General features: G+C 32.4%; 14 protein-coding genes. 9 read left to right on the forward strand and 5 right to left on the reverse strand.

The window, feature by feature from the left end; genetic code table 11:
- Positions 1-19: 19 nt before the first annotated feature.
- The 7 genes from hppD (at position 20) to ACU4C5_RS06510 (ending at position 10342) form a co-directional block, all read left to right on the forward strand.
- Positions 20-1180 carry a 4-hydroxyphenylpyruvate dioxygenase gene (gene hppD, locus ACU4C5_RS06480; protein WP_446846249.1) on the forward strand — a complete coding sequence of 387 codons (1161 nt, stop codon included), beginning with the start codon at positions 20-22 and terminating at the stop codon, positions 1178-1180.
- A 148-nt stretch (positions 1181-1328) separates the two neighbouring features.
- Positions 1329-2108 carry a DUF3108 domain-containing protein gene (locus tag ACU4C5_RS06485; protein ID WP_446846250.1) on the forward strand — a complete coding sequence of 260 codons (780 nt, stop codon included), beginning with the start codon at positions 1329-1331 and terminating at the stop codon, positions 2106-2108.
- A 2-nt stretch (positions 2109-2110) separates the two neighbouring features.
- Positions 2111-3043 (forward strand): tryptophan 2,3-dioxygenase family protein, encoded by a 933-nt coding sequence (locus tag ACU4C5_RS06490; RefSeq protein WP_446846251.1) that lies wholly within the window; start codon positions 2111-2113, stop codon positions 3041-3043.
- Positions 3044-3058: 15 nt separating this feature from the next.
- The gene (locus ACU4C5_RS06495) at positions 3059-4339 is read left to right on the forward strand and encodes a M23 family metallopeptidase (protein WP_446846252.1); all 1281 of its coding nucleotides are present in this window, start codon (positions 3059-3061) and stop codon (positions 4337-4339) included.
- Positions 4339-5961, forward strand: coding sequence for a glucose-6-phosphate isomerase (pgi, locus tag ACU4C5_RS06500; RefSeq protein ID WP_446846253.1), 1623 nt, complete (start codon positions 4339-4341; stop codon positions 5959-5961). Before ACU4C5_RS06495 ends, pgi begins: the two co-directional genes overlap by 1 nt.
- 160 nt (positions 5962-6121) lie before the next feature.
- The gene (locus ACU4C5_RS06505) at positions 6122-8656 is read left to right on the forward strand and encodes a TonB-dependent receptor (RefSeq protein WP_446846254.1); all 2535 of its coding nucleotides are present in this window, start codon (positions 6122-6124) and stop codon (positions 8654-8656) included.
- Between the two features lie 12 nt (positions 8657-8668).
- The gene (locus tag ACU4C5_RS06510) at positions 8669-10342 is read left to right on the forward strand and encodes a choice-of-anchor J domain-containing protein (protein WP_446846255.1); all 1674 of its coding nucleotides are present in this window, start codon (positions 8669-8671) and stop codon (positions 10340-10342) included.
- Between the two features lie 81 nt (positions 10343-10423).
- On the opposite strand, the gene gldD is transcribed toward ACU4C5_RS06510, so the two are convergent.
- The 4 genes from gldD to mutY form a co-directional block, all read right to left on the reverse strand.
- Complete coding sequence (gldD, locus tag ACU4C5_RS06515) at positions 10424-10996, reverse strand: gliding motility lipoprotein GldD (RefSeq protein WP_446846256.1); 573 nt, start codon at positions 10994-10996, stop codon at positions 10424-10426.
- The gene (locus ACU4C5_RS06520) at positions 10996-12303 is read right to left on the reverse strand and encodes a gliding motility-associated protein GldE (RefSeq protein ID WP_446846257.1); all 1308 of its coding nucleotides are present in this window, start codon (positions 12301-12303) and stop codon (positions 10996-10998) included. The genes gldD and ACU4C5_RS06520 overlap by 1 nt, the downstream gene beginning before the upstream one ends.
- 23 nt (positions 12304-12326) lie before the next feature.
- Positions 12327-12755, reverse strand: coding sequence for a single-stranded DNA-binding protein (locus ACU4C5_RS06525; RefSeq protein ID WP_446846258.1), 429 nt, complete (start codon positions 12753-12755; stop codon positions 12327-12329).
- Between the two features lie 68 nt (positions 12756-12823).
- Positions 12824-13870, reverse strand: coding sequence for an A/G-specific adenine glycosylase (mutY, locus tag ACU4C5_RS06530; RefSeq protein WP_446846259.1), 1047 nt, complete (start codon positions 13868-13870; stop codon positions 12824-12826).
- A 131-nt stretch (positions 13871-14001) separates the two neighbouring features.
- Here mutY and ACU4C5_RS06535 point away from each other — a divergent pair, with 131 nt between their 5' ends.
- Together ACU4C5_RS06535 and ACU4C5_RS06540 are read left to right on the forward strand one after the other, a co-directional pair.
- The gene (locus tag ACU4C5_RS06535) at positions 14002-14292 is read left to right on the forward strand and encodes an HU family DNA-binding protein (protein ID WP_446846261.1); all 291 of its coding nucleotides are present in this window, start codon (positions 14002-14004) and stop codon (positions 14290-14292) included.
- A 303-nt stretch (positions 14293-14595) separates the two neighbouring features.
- Complete coding sequence (locus tag ACU4C5_RS06540; RefSeq protein ID WP_446846262.1) at positions 14596-16137, forward strand: Rne/Rng family ribonuclease; 1542 nt, start codon at positions 14596-14598, stop codon at positions 16135-16137.
- Positions 16138-16194: 57 nt separating this feature from the next.
- On the opposite strand, the gene ACU4C5_RS06545 is transcribed toward ACU4C5_RS06540, so the two are convergent.
- Complete coding sequence (locus tag ACU4C5_RS06545) at positions 16195-16644, reverse strand: hypothetical protein (protein WP_446846263.1); 450 nt, start codon at positions 16642-16644, stop codon at positions 16195-16197.

Raw genomic sequence — 16644 nt, forward strand, 5'->3', positions numbered from 1 at the left:
TAAAAAATACGTCAACAACATGGCAAAAAATATTAAAAACGTAGAATACGGATTAGAAAAAATATTTGAAGGTGCAGAAGATTTCTTACCACTTTTAGGAACAGACTACGTAGAGTTTTACGTAGGTAATGCTAAACAAGCAGCGCATTTTTACAAAACAGCCTTCGGTTTTCAATCTTACGCATACAAAGGTTTAGAAACCGGAAGTAAAGATCACGTAAGTTACGTGCTTAAACAAGATAAAATACGTTTAGTATTAACCACACCGCTAAACAGTAAATCACCAATAAATAACCACATTGTAAAACACGGAGACGGTGTAAAAGTTGTTGCCTTATGGGTAGATGATGCTAGAAGCGCTTACGAAGAAACTACAAAACGTGGTGCAAAATCATACCTAGAACCAACCGTTGAAACCGATGAGCATGGTGAAATTGTAAAAGCTGGAGTATACACTTACGGTGAAACAGTACATATGTTTATTGAACGTAAAAATTACACTGGTACTTTTATGCCAGGGTTTAAAGCATGGAAATCAGATTATAACCCAGAACCAACCGGACTTAAATTTATTGACCACATGGTTGGTAATGTAGGTTGGGGAGAAATGGATACTTGGGTAAAATGGTACGAAGACGTTATGGGATTTGTGAATTTCCTATCGTTTGATGATAAACAAATTCATACTGAATATTCAGCACTAATGAGTAAAGTGATGAGTAACGGTAACGGACGTATAAAATTCCCAATCAACGAACCAGCAGAAGGAAAAAAACGTTCTCAAATTGAAGAATATTTAGACTTTTACGAAGGTTCTGGAGTACAACATATTGCTGTGGCTACCGATGATATTATTACTACCGTATCAGATTTAAGATCAAGAGGAGTAGAGTTTTTATCAACACCACCAGAAGCATATTACAAATCAGTTCCGGGACGTTTAGAAGAACACAGTCACGAACTTCAAGAAGATATCGAGAAATTAAAAGGATTAGGTATCATGATTGATGCCGATGAAGAAGGATATTTATTACAAATATTTACAAAACCAGTTGAAGATCGTCCAACATTGTTTTTCGAAATCATTCAACGTATGGGTGCAAGAGGTTTTGGAGCAGGTAATTTTAAAGCCTTATTTGAGTCTATTGAACGCGAACAAGAAAAAAGAGGAACGTTATAACAAATATTTAACTAAATCATACTTAAAAAACTCCATGATATAACCATGGAGTTTTTTGTTTTTTCATACTTTTGGAATAGTAATTGCAAATCATGTTTTTCAACAATTAAATGTGATTTAAAAAACTACATTTGCAATGCTTTATTTTATGAAAAAACTACTATTTATAATCGCTATTTTTTTTACTGTACAAACATCGTTTGCACAAGAAAAATCAGCCTTCCAAGAAGGAGAATGGTTTAAATTCAGAATGAGTTATAGTGGCTTTTTAAAAGCAGGAAATGCAACGCTAGAAGTTAAAGATGCCAATCTAAACGGAAAGAAAGTATTTCATGTTATTGGAAAAGGATGGACAACCGGTGCTATAAAATGGTTTTTTAAAGTGAAAGACCGTTACGAGAGTTATTTTGATATGGAAACAGGAAAGCCTTATAAATTTGTAAGAAAAATTGATGAAGGTGGTCACACAAAAGATATTGAAATAGATTTTGATCATGTTAAAAAAGAAGCGATTGTCGAGAATAAGAAGAAAAATAAAATCACAACTGTAGCTACCGAAAAAGATGTTCAGGATATGGTATCAGCATTTTATTATCTGCGTAATCACTACGATACAGAAAAAATAAAAGAAGGTGATGTTGTTGAAATGAATATGTTTTTTGATGAAGAAAATTATAAATTCAAACTAAAATTCTTAGGAAGAGAAACTATTGATACCGAGTTTGGAAACGTAAAAACATTAAAGTTTAGACCATACGTTATGGCTGGTCGTGTGTTTAAAGAACAAGAAAGCTTAACCTTATGGGTAAGCGGAGATGAAAATAAAATACCATTAAAAATAAAAGCAGACTTAGCTGTTGGTTCACTACGAGCAGACTTAGAAGCTTTTAAAGGATTAAAACATCCTTTTGAAATACAATTTGATTAACTATGTCTAACGAGCACAACTTTGACGCTATTATACAAGAACTTCAAAAAAAGTTCGCCGCAATAGGTCAAAATACCGAAGATCATTTACATGGCTTACTACACAGTAAGCCAATTACATATTGGGACTATATACAAACCGATGCCCTTTTAGGACTTCAAATTCAACGTACCACTTTGCCAGACGAAATGGTGTTTATTGCATACCATCAAATCAACGAATTGATTTTTAAAATGATTTTGTGGGAAATTGAACAGGTTGCAGATAGCAAAGGTTTAAAAGTAGATTTCTTTGAAAGTCGCATTATGCGTATTAGTCGTTATTTTGATATGCTAACCACCTCTTTCAATATTATGAGAGAAGGAATGGATGTAGAGCAGTATATGAAATTTAGATATACACTTACTCCAGCAAGCGGATTTCAAAGCGCACAATACCGCCAAATAGAATTTGCTTCAACAGAACTTATTAATCTTATTGATTACAGATTCCGTAAGGATATAGATCGTAATACGCCTTACACACATGCTTTTGAACATTTATATTGGCAAGCTGCAGGAAAGGATTATAAAACGGGAGACAAATCAACACTTTTAGTGAATTTTGAAAACCGCTACAAAGACGAGTTTTTAAGATTTATGGAAACCTATAATACCAAAAACCTTTGGACAAGATTTAAAGAGTTGCCCGAAGAAGATCAAAAAGATGAAAGTCTTGTAAAAGCCATGCGTCATTATGATTATACTGTTAATGTTACTTGGGTAATGGCACATTACAATGCTGCCAAACATTATATTGAAAGCGGTACAGGTGATGGAGAAGCAACAGGAGGAAGTGATTGGAAAAAATACATGCATCCAAGATATCAAAGACGCATATTTTTTCCAGAATTATGGAGTGAGCAAGAATTAGAAAACTGGGGAAAAGACCTTTAAAATTTAGAATATCTAATGCAATTAAAAACAATAATAGCAATTACTTTAATAATTACACTATGGTCGTGTAAAGAAAAAGTACAAGTAGAAGTTGAGCCAATAGAAACCTTTGTAGAACCTGAAGGAATTGTAGAATTCGGCTTTAAACTTAATGATTATATTGTAAAAAGAGATACTATAAAATCTGGAGATAGTTTTGGAGCTATCATGCAGCGTAATAGCGTAGGATACTCAACGGTTTATAATATTGCCGAAATAGCAAAAGACACTTTTGATATTAGAAAACTTCAAATTGGGAAACCTTATACTTTGTTGTGCTCAAAAGATTCACTAGAAATTCCAAATACTTTTATTTATCAACCAAATAAAGAGGAATATGTAGTCATTAATTTTGAAGATTCTATTCACGCATACACCTCTAGAAAACCAATTACTTATGTTGAAAAATCAGCTGTAGGGGTTATTAATAGTAATATTTCTGAAACTCTAGAAGCGCAAGGCTTAAGTTCTAGATTAGCTTATAAAATGGCCGATGAAATTTATGCGTGGACTATCGATTTTAGACGTCTTCAAAAGGGAGATCGCTTTAAAGTGATTTATACCGATAAATATATTGATGATACCATTTATGCTGGAGTTGCCAATATTAAAGCAGCTTATTTTGAACATAATAAAGAACCTTTTTATGCTTTTGAGTTTGAAAGTGATAGTGTAAAAGGAATTTCAGATTATTTTAATGAAGAAGCTAAAAACTTACGTCGTGCCTTCTTAAAAGCACCGGTTCAATTTAGCCGAATCTCATCACGTTACAACCTAAACCGCCGTATTGCTTATTACGGTTATAAGTTGCGTCCGCATAAAGGAACAGATTTTGCCGCAGCTATCGGAACACCAATTTTAGCAACCGCAAACGGAACCGTAACCGAATCTACAAGACGTGGAGGAAACGGTAAATTTGTAAAAATAAGACATAACGCAACTTACGAAACGCAATACCTTCACATGAAAGCACAAAATGTTAAAAAAGGACAGTTTGTAAAACAAGGAGATGTTATTGGATGGGTTGGTATGACAGGTAATTCTGGAGGACCTCACGTATGTTACCGTTTTTGGAAAAATGGAAAGCAAGTAGATCCGCTAAAAGAAAAGTTGCCAGCAGCTGAACCCATTTCAGATAGTTTAAAAATAAAATACTTAGAGTTTATAAAACCAATACGAACGCAATTAGATGTGATTCAGTTTGAAGAAGAAAAAATTTCTATAGACACAACACCAAATAATAACCCAATTTCATAATGGCATTACAAGCAATCAACCCTACGACTACTAATTCTTGGAAAAAATTACAAAAACATTTTAACGAGATTAAGGATGTACATATGAAAGATTGGTTTGCTCAAAATAATGAGAGAGCCAATGAAATGACAATTAAATGGGATGACTTTTATGTAGATTTTTCTAAAAATAGAATCACAGACGAGGCTTTAAATTTACTTTTAGAATTAGCTGAAGAAGTAGGATTAAAAGATGCTATTTCAAAATATTTTGATGGTGATGTTATTAATGAAACTGAAGAACGTGCCGTATTGCACACGGCTTTAAGAACTGCTGAAGATAAAGAGGTTTTTATTGATGGTGTAAACGTGGTTCCAGAAATATATGAAGTAAAGTTTAAAATAAAAGCCTTTACAAATCAAGTTGTTTCAGGTGAATTAAAAGGATATACAAACAAAGCATTTACAGATATTGTAAATATAGGAATTGGAGGATCTGATCTAGGACCAGCTATGGTTGTAGATTCTTTAACCTATTATAAAAATCACTTAACCACACATTTTGTAAGTAATGTAGATGGAGATCATGTAAATGAAGTGATTAAAAAATTAAACCCAGAAACAACACTTTTTGTTATTGTTTCAAAAACATTTACAACACAAGAAACTTTATCTAATGCAACCACTATTAGAAATTGGTTTTTAAAAGATGCACCAAGCGAAGCTGTCGCAAAACACTTTGTAGCTGTATCAACTAATATTGAAAAAGTAAAAGGTTTCGGTATTGATGAAGCTAATATTTTTCCAATGTGGAATTGGGTTGGAGGTCGTTTCTCTTTATGGAGTGCTGTAGGGCTATCTATCAGTTTATCTGTAGGATTTGAAAACTTCGACAACCTATTATTAGGTGCTCATAAAATGGACGAACATTTTAAAACTGAATCTTTCAATAAAAATATTCCTGTAGTTACCGCTTTATTAAGCGTATGGTACAATAACTTTTTTAAGGTTGAAACCGAAGCAGTAATTCCTTATACACAATACTTAAACCAATTTGCAACTTACCTGCAACAAGGTATAATGGAAAGTAACGGGAAAAGTATTGACCGTTCTGGGAAACCTGTAAACTACCAAACCGGAACTGTAATATGGGGAGAGCCAGGAACAAACTCACAACATGCATTTTTTCAATTAATACATCAAGGAACTAAGTTAATTCCTGCCGATTTTATTGGCTTCGGAAAATCGTTACATGGTAATAAAGATCATCAAGATAAATTGATGTCTAATTATTTTGCGCAAACTGAAGCTTTATTAAACGGAAAAACTAAAGCAGAAGTTGAAGCAGAAGGTGCAAAAGAAAGTTTAGTGCCTTTTAAAGTATTTGAAGGAAACAAACCAACAACATCTATATTAATTAAGCAGTTAACACCAGAAAGTTTAGGTAAATTAATCGCACTATATGAACACAAAATCTTTGTTCAAGGTATAGTTTGGAACATTTTTAGCTACGATCAATTTGGTGTAGAGTTAGGAAAACAACTAGCTAGTACAATTCTTGATGATATAAATGCTATTAACATTATTAACAAACATGACGCTTCTACGTCTAATCTTTTAGAGTATTACAAAGATTTAACATAATATATGTTAAGAGCTTGTTAATACTTTTAATTTCATACTGAGTTAATTATCAGTTTTTTTAGTTAAATTAGAGCAAACTAAATCTTAACGTTTAGTTAATATTGCATTTTTAATAATGCGTAATTTTGCACAAACTAAAAACAATTTTTAATTGATCAGTATGAAAAAAATTTCAAAATTTTTATTTTCAACTGCGGTAATGTTAATTGCTACAGTCGCTTTTTCGCAAAGCACGATTAAAGGACAGGTTGTAGGTTCAGACATGAATGAACCTTTACCAGGAGCCAACATCATTGAAAAAGGAACTTCAAACGGAGCGACTACAGACTTTGATGGTAACTTTACTATTACTACAAAAGCCGGTTCAGGTGAAGTTGTAATTTCTTACGTAGGGTACATTAGCCAAACAGTTGCCTATACTGGTGATTTAGATCTTGGTGTTATATCATTAAAATCTAGTGAAGTAGGTTTAGATGAGGTTATGATTATTGCTTCGGTTGCAGTAGATAGAAAAACGCCAGTTGCGGTATCTACAATTAAAGCTGAAGACATTTCATTAAAATTAAGTACTCAAGAATTTCCTGAGATTTTAAAGTCTACACCTGGTGTATACGCTACTAAAGCTGGTGGTGGTTATGGAGACGGAAGAATTAACCTTAGAGGGTTTAGTTCAGAAAACGTTGCTGTAATGATTAACGGTATTCCTGTAAATGATATGGAAAACGGAGCAGTATACTGGAGTAACTGGGCTGGATTAGGAGATGTGACTTCTACATTACAAGTACAGAGAGGTTTAGGAGCTTCTAAAGTAGCTGTAGCTTCTGTAGGTGGTACAATTAACGTTATTACTAAAACAACAGATGCAGTTAAAGGTGGTAATGTTTCTACAAGTATTGCAAACGATGGATATTTAAAATACGGAATGACGTATTCTACAGGATTAAATGAAAAAGGATTTGCTGCAACAGTAAGTGCTTCAAAAATTTCTGGAGATGGTTATGTTGATGGAACTGAGTTTTCTGGATACAATTACTTCCTTAGTTTATCTCAACAATTAAGTGATGATCACAGATTATCATTTACTGCTATCGGATCACAACAAGAACACGGTCAACGTTTCAACCGTTCTACAATTTCTGAATTAAGAGCAACTGATGCAGGACCACAAAAAGCAAATAAAGATTGGGGTTATAAAAATGGTGAAGTTTATCACCAATCATATAATTTCTACAACAAACCTCAAATCTCTTTAAACCATTTATGGAATATTGATGAAAAATCAGATTTATCTACATCTGTTTATGCTTCTTTCGGTTCAGGAGGAGGACGTAGAGATGAAGGTTCAAAAATTGGATCTGATGATTATAGATTAGGAACTTCAGGATTACAACCTATCGATTTTGATAAAGTTGTTGAAGAAAATACAGCTAACGGTGTTGGTGGATCTACAGATATCTTGTCTTCTTCAAGAAACTCACATGAGTGGTATGGAGTTTTATCTACTTATAAAAACAAAGTGAATGATAACTTAACAGTATCTGGAGGATTAGATGCTCGTTACTACATAGGATCTCACTGGTATGAAGTTGATGATTTATTAGGAGGACAATTCTATTTAGATAATGAAGATGATACTTATGCTTTTGGACGTCCTCTTAAAGTAGGAGATAAATACAATAAAGATAACCAAGGAATTGTTATAAGAGGTGGTTTATTTGGTCAAGCTGAATATCAAGTAACAGACGAATTTAATGTATTTGTTGCTGGAGATATCTCTAATAGTAACTACAAACAAAAAGAATTTATGAATAATACTATTGTAGGAAGCAGAACATCTGAAGCTGTTAATTACCTAGGATATGGTATTAAAGGAGGAGGTAACTACAACCTTGATTTAAATCATAATGTATTTGTAAATGTAGGTTACTTCTCTAAAGCTCCATTTTTAGATTCTGTATTCTTAGATGATGATACGCTTGTAGCTAACGAAGATGCAGTAAATGAAAAAGTATTTAGTGCAGAAATAGGATACGGTTTCCGTAGCGAAAAATTTAGCGCTAACGTAAATGTGTACTACACAAAATGGTTAGATAAAACACTTAGTGGATCAATAGGAACAGGTGAAGATATTTTCTTTTACAACTTATTAGGTATTGATGCATTACACAAAGGTGTAGAGGTTGATTTTAAATATAAAGCTACTGATAAGTTAACTGTAACAGGTATGGCTTCTATTGGAGACTGGAAATGGGATAGTAACGTGTCAGCAGATATTAGAAACCAAGAAGGTGACGTTGTTGATGTTGTTGAAGTGTTTGCAAAAGACTTAAAAGTTGGTGATGCAGCTCAAACAACATTTGCTTTAGGTGCAAACTATAAAATTGCTACAAAATCTAAAGTTTATGTAGATTATAACTTCGCTGGAGATAACTACGCATCTTACGATGTTACAAATAGAGGAAGTAATGATTTACCTAACGTATGGAAATTACCTGATTTTGGTTTATTTGATGTTGGTTTAAGTCACTCTTTCGCTATGGGAGGTTTTGAAGCAACTTTAATTGGTAAAGTAAACAACGCGTTAAATACTGAATATGTATCTGATGCTGATGATATAGATGGAACATCATCTACTGCTCAAGTTTATTTTGGATCAGGAAGAACGTATAGTGTAGGATTAAAAGTTAAATTTTAAAAAAAAATTAAAATGAAAAAAATAATTTATTGCTTAGCAGTTCTAGGGTTAACCTTTGTAGGTTGTAATCCTTTAGAAGATATCTATGATGAAACAGATGCAGGAACAGCTCCTATTGTTGGAACTGAATCATACACACTAACTAGTGATGATTATACTGAATTAGAGTTAGGTTACGGAAGTTTTAACTCTGCTGATGAAGCAGGAGCATTATTACCAGGTTTCTTAGCAAACAAATACCCATTTTGGGGAGAAGGATCATCGGTAGTTGTAACTTACGATTTATATGTTGGTAGTGCTGAAGGTGTAAGTGATTTTGCTGGAGCAGATATTTATGAGTTTTCTAATGCAGATTATGCAACTATAGGAAGTGATGCTTTTGGTTTTTATCCAAATGAAGATGCGGTAAGTGCTATTCCATCTGTTTTAGATGCACAAGTAGTTGGCCCAGTTGATGGACAAGTTGTATTAGTAAAATACGACCAATTTTTACAAGCCCCACAAACTGGCTTAGCAGATGTAGTTACTTTTGATTTCTTCGGATCTATGCAAGGGTGGAATGTTGTTGAAGAATTTGGAGCTGATGAAACTTGGGTTTCAGAAGAAGGATATGTACAAGCAAGTGGTTTCTTTGGAGGAGCAACTTCTAATACAGAATGGTTGGTGTCACCAGCAATAGATTTAACTGATGAAAGTGATCTTAAATTTCAAATTACTCAAGAATTAGATTTCGCAAATGATGCGTCTTTAGTTAAAATATTAGTTTCAACGAATTATACGAATGATGTATTAACAGCAACTTGGGATGAAATTACTTTAGCAAATCCAGCAACAGGAAATATGGCAGCTTCAGAAGATTATGATTTTTCAGCTTACGATGGTCAAACTATAAACGTGGCTTTAAAATATACTTCTATAGCTGATGATGAGTTAACTACAGATATTGATGAAGGTGATTCTGGAAGATGGAGAGTTGAAAGTGTAGCAATTAAAATTCCAGGACTTACAGGAGATGTGAATTCAAAAGGTGTATACTTTATGTATAATGGGTCAAATTGGGAAGCTGTTGAAGGTACGTACTACTTAAGCTCTATGGATTATGATGCAATGGGTGAAAACGAAGATCAACCAGGAGCTTATAATAGCTTTGGAAGTTCAATTTCTCCAGATAACTATTTACCTGCATTTTTAAGTATAAATTTCCCTTACGCTCAAGAAGATGAAGAGTTATTTGTTATTTATGATTACATATCAAGTAGTAGTGGAGCTCAAATAAGAGGAGACTTCTATACTGTAATTGGTGGAGAATTTACAGGACATGAGTCTACAATTTCTTCAACATTACAATTTGGATTTGATAATGGTATCTGGGTTCCAGATAACACAATCAGACATACTTTTACTGCTGATGATTATGCTGCTATTAATACCGCTTTATCTGCGACTTATGAAACAGCTACCGCAAGTATGATTAATTATGGTAACATGGACAGAAGAGCTGGAAATGTAGCAGAATGGACAAATCCAATGGTTCTTGAAGCAATTAATGTGGTATTAGATAATATCGCACCAGATGCAGAAGAAGAGCAAAAATATGTGGTAACTGCTGAGGTTTATAACGGTAGTAATACTACCGAAGATTTTGCAGTTATTAAAACAGGAGGTGTTTGGGTTTACCAAAACTAATCTAACATAATATACTAAAAAAGCCTCTGAAATTTCAGAGGCTTTTTTTATGTGTTTATTTTAAAAAATAAAAGGAATATGTTATTTCCATTTTAACGTTTCCATAATATGCTTAATATCTTTTTTAAGATATTCTGCTGCCGGATAAATAGAATCAAAATTAGGTTTAGCATAAAAGTATAAAGCACCGTTTAAAAAGTGATTAACGCTATCTGTAGCATAAAACTGTGCTTGTGATGCAGCGTTACCATCTACTTCGTAAAACATTCCAAAAACCTTGTGTTTTGGATTTTCATATAAATCACCCTCAATACCATCTGCTTTAATAGTGTGTTTTTGTGTAATGTTTTGTGCGTCTTTTATTAACGGTATTAAATTGGTGTCATCTACCTTTTTGTAAGTTAAATAAATGGTTCCTTTTAAACTTGGGTATTTAATATCTATCCCATAAGTTTGGTTGCGTTCATCTACTTTAATATTTGTAATAGCATTTGAAAGTTCGTTTTTTTCAAACGTAAAAGGCAAAGCACTTTCTACTGTTTTATAATCTGCGTTAGGATAATCTAAACGCAAATATGCTTTAGGTTTTGGGATGGGATCGTTACCACAAGCCAAACAAAGACTTGCAAGTAGTGGCGCTATAATTTTTTTCATTAATTGAGTATCGTAAACTTTACCTGTTTAATTCTTTTTTTATCTAAGGCTTCTATAGTAAAAACGTAATTTTTGAAATTTATTTTACTAAGTCGCTTTGGGAATAACCCTGAAATCTCTAAAACAAATCCGGCAATGGTTTCTGCTTCGCCTTTATGGTCTTCAAAAATAGTATCGTCTTCAATGTTTATAATCTTATAAAAATCCTTTAATTGGGTTTTACCCTCAAATAAATAATTGTTATCATCAATTTTAGTGTACACTAAATCATCATCATCAAATTCATCTGTAATATCTCCTACAATTTGTTCAATAACATCCTCAAGAGATACAAGACCAGATGTTCCACCATATTCATCTACAACAACTGCAAGGTGAACTTTTTTGGTTTGAAATTCTACCATTAAATCATCTAGTTTCTTGTTTTCAGGAACAAAAAATGGTGCTCTTAATAAAGACGTCCAATCAAATTGTTTTCTATCTATATAAGGTAATAAATCTTTAACGTACAAAATGCCAATAACACTATCAATACTATCTTTATAAACAGGAATTCTAGAATATCCGTTTTTAATAATTTCTGGGATAATATCTTTGTATTTCTGCTCGGTATTTAAAGCAAAAATATCCATTCTTGGGCGCATTACTTGTTTGGTATCTGTGTTTCCAAAAGAGACAATACCTTGTAGTATTTTGTGTTCTTCACTAGTGGTGTCTTCTTCACTGGTTAACTCTAAAGCTTGCGAAAGTTGATCAACACTAATATTCGATTTTTGTCTTCCTAGTTTATTTTGAAGCATTATCGTTGCATAACGCATAGGTAAGCTTACTGGTGAAAAAATAATATCTAAAAAGTTTAAAGGCATAGTCATAAACTCCGAAAATTTTACACGATTTCTACTCGCATAAACTTTTGGAATAATTTCACCAAAAAGTAAGATTAAAAAGGTAACCACTACAACTTCTAGAGTGAATCGTAACCAAGCTAACTCTATATCTTTAAAAAAGTATTCGCCAAGAAAAGCAAAGAGAATAACGATACCAATATTTATAAAATTATTAGCAACAAGAATGGTGGCTAATAGTTTTTTTGGACGTTCTAAAAGTTTAGCTATGATGTTAAATTTATTTGGTTTGTTTTCTAGTCCTGTATTGATATCAGAACGTGTTAAAGAGAAAAAAGAAACTTCGGCACCAGAAATAAGTGCAGAACAAATAAGTAACACAACAAGGAGTATAATTCCAGAGATTAGTGGAATGTTAAAGTCGGATATTGATATTAGTAAACTCGTGGGTTCGGGGTCCAATTTAGATAGATTTAGTTTAAGTATTAAAATGGAAGATCATCTCCTTTTGCAGAGGATGTTGATGCTTCGTTAGGTGTATTTTCTGTTTTTTGAGCAGTATCGTTTTGAGACTCGCTTTTAGTCGTTAAAAACTTAAAATCTGTACATTGAATTTCAGATGAGTAACGCTCAATACCTTTGTCGTCTTGCCATTTTCTTGTTTTAATACGACCTTCAACATATATACGGTCACCTTTAGTAAGGTATTTCTCGCAAATTTCGGCACCTTTATTTCGTACAACTATATTATGCCATTCTGTATTAGTAACACGTTCATTGGTTTGTTTGTTAGTATACGTCTCGTTTGTTGCTAACGGAAAACGGCCTACGCAGTTTCCGCCATCAAAATAATGCATTTTAACGTCGTCTCCCAAATGCCCAATTAGCATTACTTTATTTAAGGTTCCAGCCATAATATTATTGTATCGTTTAAGTTTGCAAAATTAACTATTATTAAAAGTAATAAAAAATTGTGACTCTTTTATATAGGAAAATTAAATTCGTCTAAAAAATTACTAATTAATATAGGTGTTGGGTATTGTTTTATGTCACTAGTAGGAGTGGAGTTGCCGTTTATTTTATCAACCTCTATAATCCAAAACTTAGTATATAAATGTTGATGTGATAATTTATGTACAATATCGGTGTCATTATATAAGGAGAATTCAAAATTTAAGCCGTTTAAGCTTTCTTTAATTAATGGGTGTTCAGTAAAGGTTTCGGTATTTAATATATTTTCAGTTTCAATAAGTGGAAATTGATATAAATTTTCCCAAATACCTTTTCCTACACGTTTTTCAAATCTTGTTTCCTTATCGGAAGACAAAAATACCAAAAAGTTAAAATGCTTTTTAGTCACTTTAGTTTTCTTCAATTTTACAGGCAGTTCTCCAATACTATTTTTTTCTAACGCCACACAACTTGTATTTAATGGGCAAGTATCACAATTAGGGTTTTTAGGTTTGCATTGTAAAGCGCCAAACTCCATAATAGCCTGATTGTATTCATCAGGATGCTTTTTATCTATAAGTTGATCTGCTAAATTTTTAAATTCCTTAATTCCGGGAGTTGTGTTTATAGGAGTAGCAATTCCAAAATAACGTGATAATACACGATATACATTTCCATCAACCACTGCGGTAGGTTCTTTATAACAAAAAGAAGCAATAGCACTAGCAGTATAATCGCCAACACCTTTAAGTTGTAGTAGCGTTTTATAGGTGTTTGGAAACACTCCGTTCAACTCATTTACAATATATTTTGCCGAAAAATGCAAATTTCTAGCTCTAGAGTAGTAGCCTAAACCTTGCCAAAGCTTTAAAACTTGGCTTTCTTCGGCATTGGCTAAGTCTAAAATAGTTGGGAAGTTTTTCACAAAATTGTCATAATAAGGTAACCCTTGCTTAACTTGTGTTTGTTGTAAAATTATTTCCGAGAGCCAAATATAGTAAGGGTTTTTGGTCTCACGCCAAGGTAGTTGTCTCTTATTTACTGAGTACCAATTAGTTAATATCTTGTTAAAATTCATTTTAGTTTTTATATGGCTGCAAAAATAATTCTTTACAACGTTAAATTTTAATTAATTAGGCTTGAAATATTGAAATTAAATTAACTATATTTGCATCCCTTATAATTAATAGTAACCCAAAAAATAGAAAAATGACAAAAGCTGATATAGTAGCTAAAATTTCTGACAAGTTAGGAATTGAAAAAGGAGACGTACAAGCAACGGTTGAAACTTTCATGGAAGAAGTAAAAACTTCTTTAGAAGGTGGAGATAACGTATACTTAAGAGGTTTTGGTAGTTTTATAATTAAAACTAGAGCTGAAAAAACAGGAAGAAACATTTCTAAAAATACAACAATTAAAATACCAGCTCACAATATTCCAGCATTTAAACCTGCTAAAGTATTTGTAGAAGGTGTTAAAACTAACGTTGAAGTTAACTAAAACGAATATTAATTTAAAAAGATAATACTATGCCAAGTGGTAAAAAAAGAAAAAGACATAAGGTGGCTACGCACAAGCGTAAGAAGAGAAGACGCGCTAACCGCCACAAGAAAAAATAGTATAAAAAAGTAGTTTTTAAAACTACTTTTTTAGTTTTTTAAAACAACGTTCTTTGATATTTAATTTATGATGTATTACGAAAAACTTCGTAATACCTAAATTTAATGGATATTACATCCTGTATCAAAAAATATAGTGTAATCCATCTGTTTCTTTAATTAGAAATAGATATAAATTTTCAATATGGATAAAGAATTGATTATAAGATCGAGTTCTGATATTGTTGATTTTGCCTTGTTAAAGGATGGAAAACTTATTGAATTGCACAAAGATGAAGATGATAACAACTTTTCTGTTGGTGATGTGTTTATAGCCAAAGTAAGAAAAGCGGTTCCGGGACTAAATGCTGCATTTGTAAATGTAGGTTATGAGAAAGATGCATTTTTGCATTATCATGATTTAGGACCAAAATTACCTTCTCTTTTAAAATTCGTAAAACGTGTAAGTACAGGTAAGCACACAGATTTTTTACTTAAAAATTTTCAGTTTGAAAAAGATATTGATAAAAACGGAAGTATTGCTGACGCTTTAAAATCAAATCAATCAATCTTAGTACAAATAGTAAAAGAACCTATCTCAACCAAAGGACCTCGTATTAGTAGCGAGCTGTCTATTGCAGGTCGTTATATTGTATTAGTGCCATTTTCTGACAGAATTTCAATTTCTCAAAAAATTGAATCTAAAGAAGAAAAAGATCGTTTAAAACGATTGGTAAAAAGTATAGCACCTAAAGGTTTTGGGGTTATTGTTCGTACTGTAGCAGAAGGCAAAAAAGTTGCTGAGCTAGATAAAGATTTACAAAACTTGTTGGACAGATGGACAACAATGTGTAAAAAATTAAATAAAGCCCATCATCCAAGTAAAGTACTGGGAGAAATGAATAAAGCGTCCTCTATCTTAAGAGACATCTTTAACGATTCATTCTCTAGTATTGTAGTGGATAATGAAGAGCTTTACGTGCAAATTAAAGATTATGTGCAAGAAATTGCACCTAAGAAAGAGTCCATAGTAAAGTTGCATAAAAACGGCGTACCCATTTTTGAAAAACATGGGATAGAGCGTCAAATTAAGACATCTTTTGGACGTACAGTATCAATGGCAAAAGGAGCGTATTTAGTGATTGAACACACAGAGGCCCTTCATGTTGTTGATGTTAACAGTGGAAATAGATCTAATAAAGAAACTAACCAAGAGGACACCGCTTTAGAAGTGAATTTAATTTCAGCATCAGAAATTGCTCGTCAGTTGCGTTTACGTGACATGGGAGGAATTATAGTTGTCGATTTTATTGACATGGGTAAAGCCGAAAACCGAAAAAAACTGTATAATCATCTACGCGACGAAATGCAAGATGATAAAGCAAAGCATAAAATATTACCTCCAAGCAAATTTGGTCTAATACAAATTACTAGACAACGCGTTCGCCCGGAAAGGAATATTAAAACTAAAGAAGAAAATCCTAACGGATCGGGGAATGAAATTGAAGCACCAATTAAAGTTGTGCAAAAAATCACTCAAGACCTAGAAAGAATTCTTAAAAAAGACTATAAAAAGGTGACATTAAACACACATCCTTTTATAGCAGCCTTTTTAACTAAGGGTTTCCCATCAATACGTTCTAAATGGTTTTTAGAACATAAGAAATGGGTGAAAGTTATGCCTAGAGATGCTTACACGTATCTAGAATACCACTTTGTTGACAAAGATGGTAAAGAAATCAAATAATATCAAAAAAGCCTTTTCACTTAGTGGAAAGGCTTTTTTTTGGTTAAATAAGTTTGTTTACTGATGATTATAAGATCTTATACCTCCGCGCTGTGTACTTCTGTATAGTAGTTTATACCTGTAATACATGCTTTTTTCTTTTTTTATTAAATAGATTGGTTTTGTATCGCTTAAAAAATTATGTAAGTCACAAGATGTTTTTTGCGAAAGATCCTGTAATGTTTTCATTTTAAAGGTGTTTAACTCTTTTTTTGAAATGGTGTCTTTTAAATCTTTAAAAGGATGACGTTTAAAATCTGGCATTAAATTATCGAAAAAAAAGATATAGCTGTTAAGATTTGAATCTTCAGGGTTCTTTAAAGTAAAATCTAATGTGATTTCTTCTTTGTTAAGTTCTAAAATGGTCATGTATTTATGGTATTCAATATACAATGTATCATTTACTTGTGCTCTCATATTAATATTTAAGCAAAAGATTATAGTGAATATTAAAAATGATTTTTTCAT

Source organism: Lacinutrix undariae (genome assembly GCF_052934785.1).

Bases quoted from the DNA above. Each gene is read 5' to 3' on its own strand.
- hppD (WP_446846249.1), top strand. From the start codon at position 20: ATGGCAAAAAATATTAAAAACGTAGAATACGGATTAGAAAAAATATTT.
- ACU4C5_RS06485 (WP_446846250.1), top strand. From the start codon at position 1,329: ATGAAAAAACTACTATTTATAATCGCTATTTTTTTTACTGTACAAACA.
- ACU4C5_RS06490 (WP_446846251.1), top strand. From the start codon at position 2,111: ATGTCTAACGAGCACAACTTTGACGCTATTATACAAGAACTTCAAAAA.
- ACU4C5_RS06495 (WP_446846252.1), top strand. From the start codon at position 3,059: ATGCAATTAAAAACAATAATAGCAATTACTTTAATAATTACACTATGG.
- pgi (WP_446846253.1), top strand. From the start codon at position 4,339: ATGGCATTACAAGCAATCAACCCTACGACTACTAATTCTTGGAAAAAA.
- ACU4C5_RS06505 (WP_446846254.1), top strand. From the start codon at position 6,122: ATGAAAAAAATTTCAAAATTTTTATTTTCAACTGCGGTAATGTTAATT.
- ACU4C5_RS06510 (WP_446846255.1), top strand. From the start codon at position 8,669: ATGAAAAAAATAATTTATTGCTTAGCAGTTCTAGGGTTAACCTTTGTA.
- gldD (WP_446846256.1), bottom strand. From the start codon at position 10,996: ATGAAAAAAATTATAGCGCCACTACTTGCAAGTCTTTGTTTGGCTTGT.
- ACU4C5_RS06525 (WP_446846258.1), bottom strand. From the start codon at position 12,755: ATGGCTGGAACCTTAAATAAAGTAATGCTAATTGGGCATTTGGGAGAC.
- mutY (WP_446846259.1), bottom strand. From the start codon at position 13,870: ATGAATTTTAACAAGATATTAACTAATTGGTACTCAGTAAATAAGAGA.
- ACU4C5_RS06535 (WP_446846261.1), top strand. From the start codon at position 14,002: ATGACAAAAGCTGATATAGTAGCTAAAATTTCTGACAAGTTAGGAATT.
- ACU4C5_RS06540 (WP_446846262.1), top strand. From the start codon at position 14,596: ATGGATAAAGAATTGATTATAAGATCGAGTTCTGATATTGTTGATTTT.
- ACU4C5_RS06545 (WP_446846263.1), bottom strand. From the start codon at position 16,644: ATGAAAAAATCATTTTTAATATTCACTATAATCTTTTGCTTAAATATT.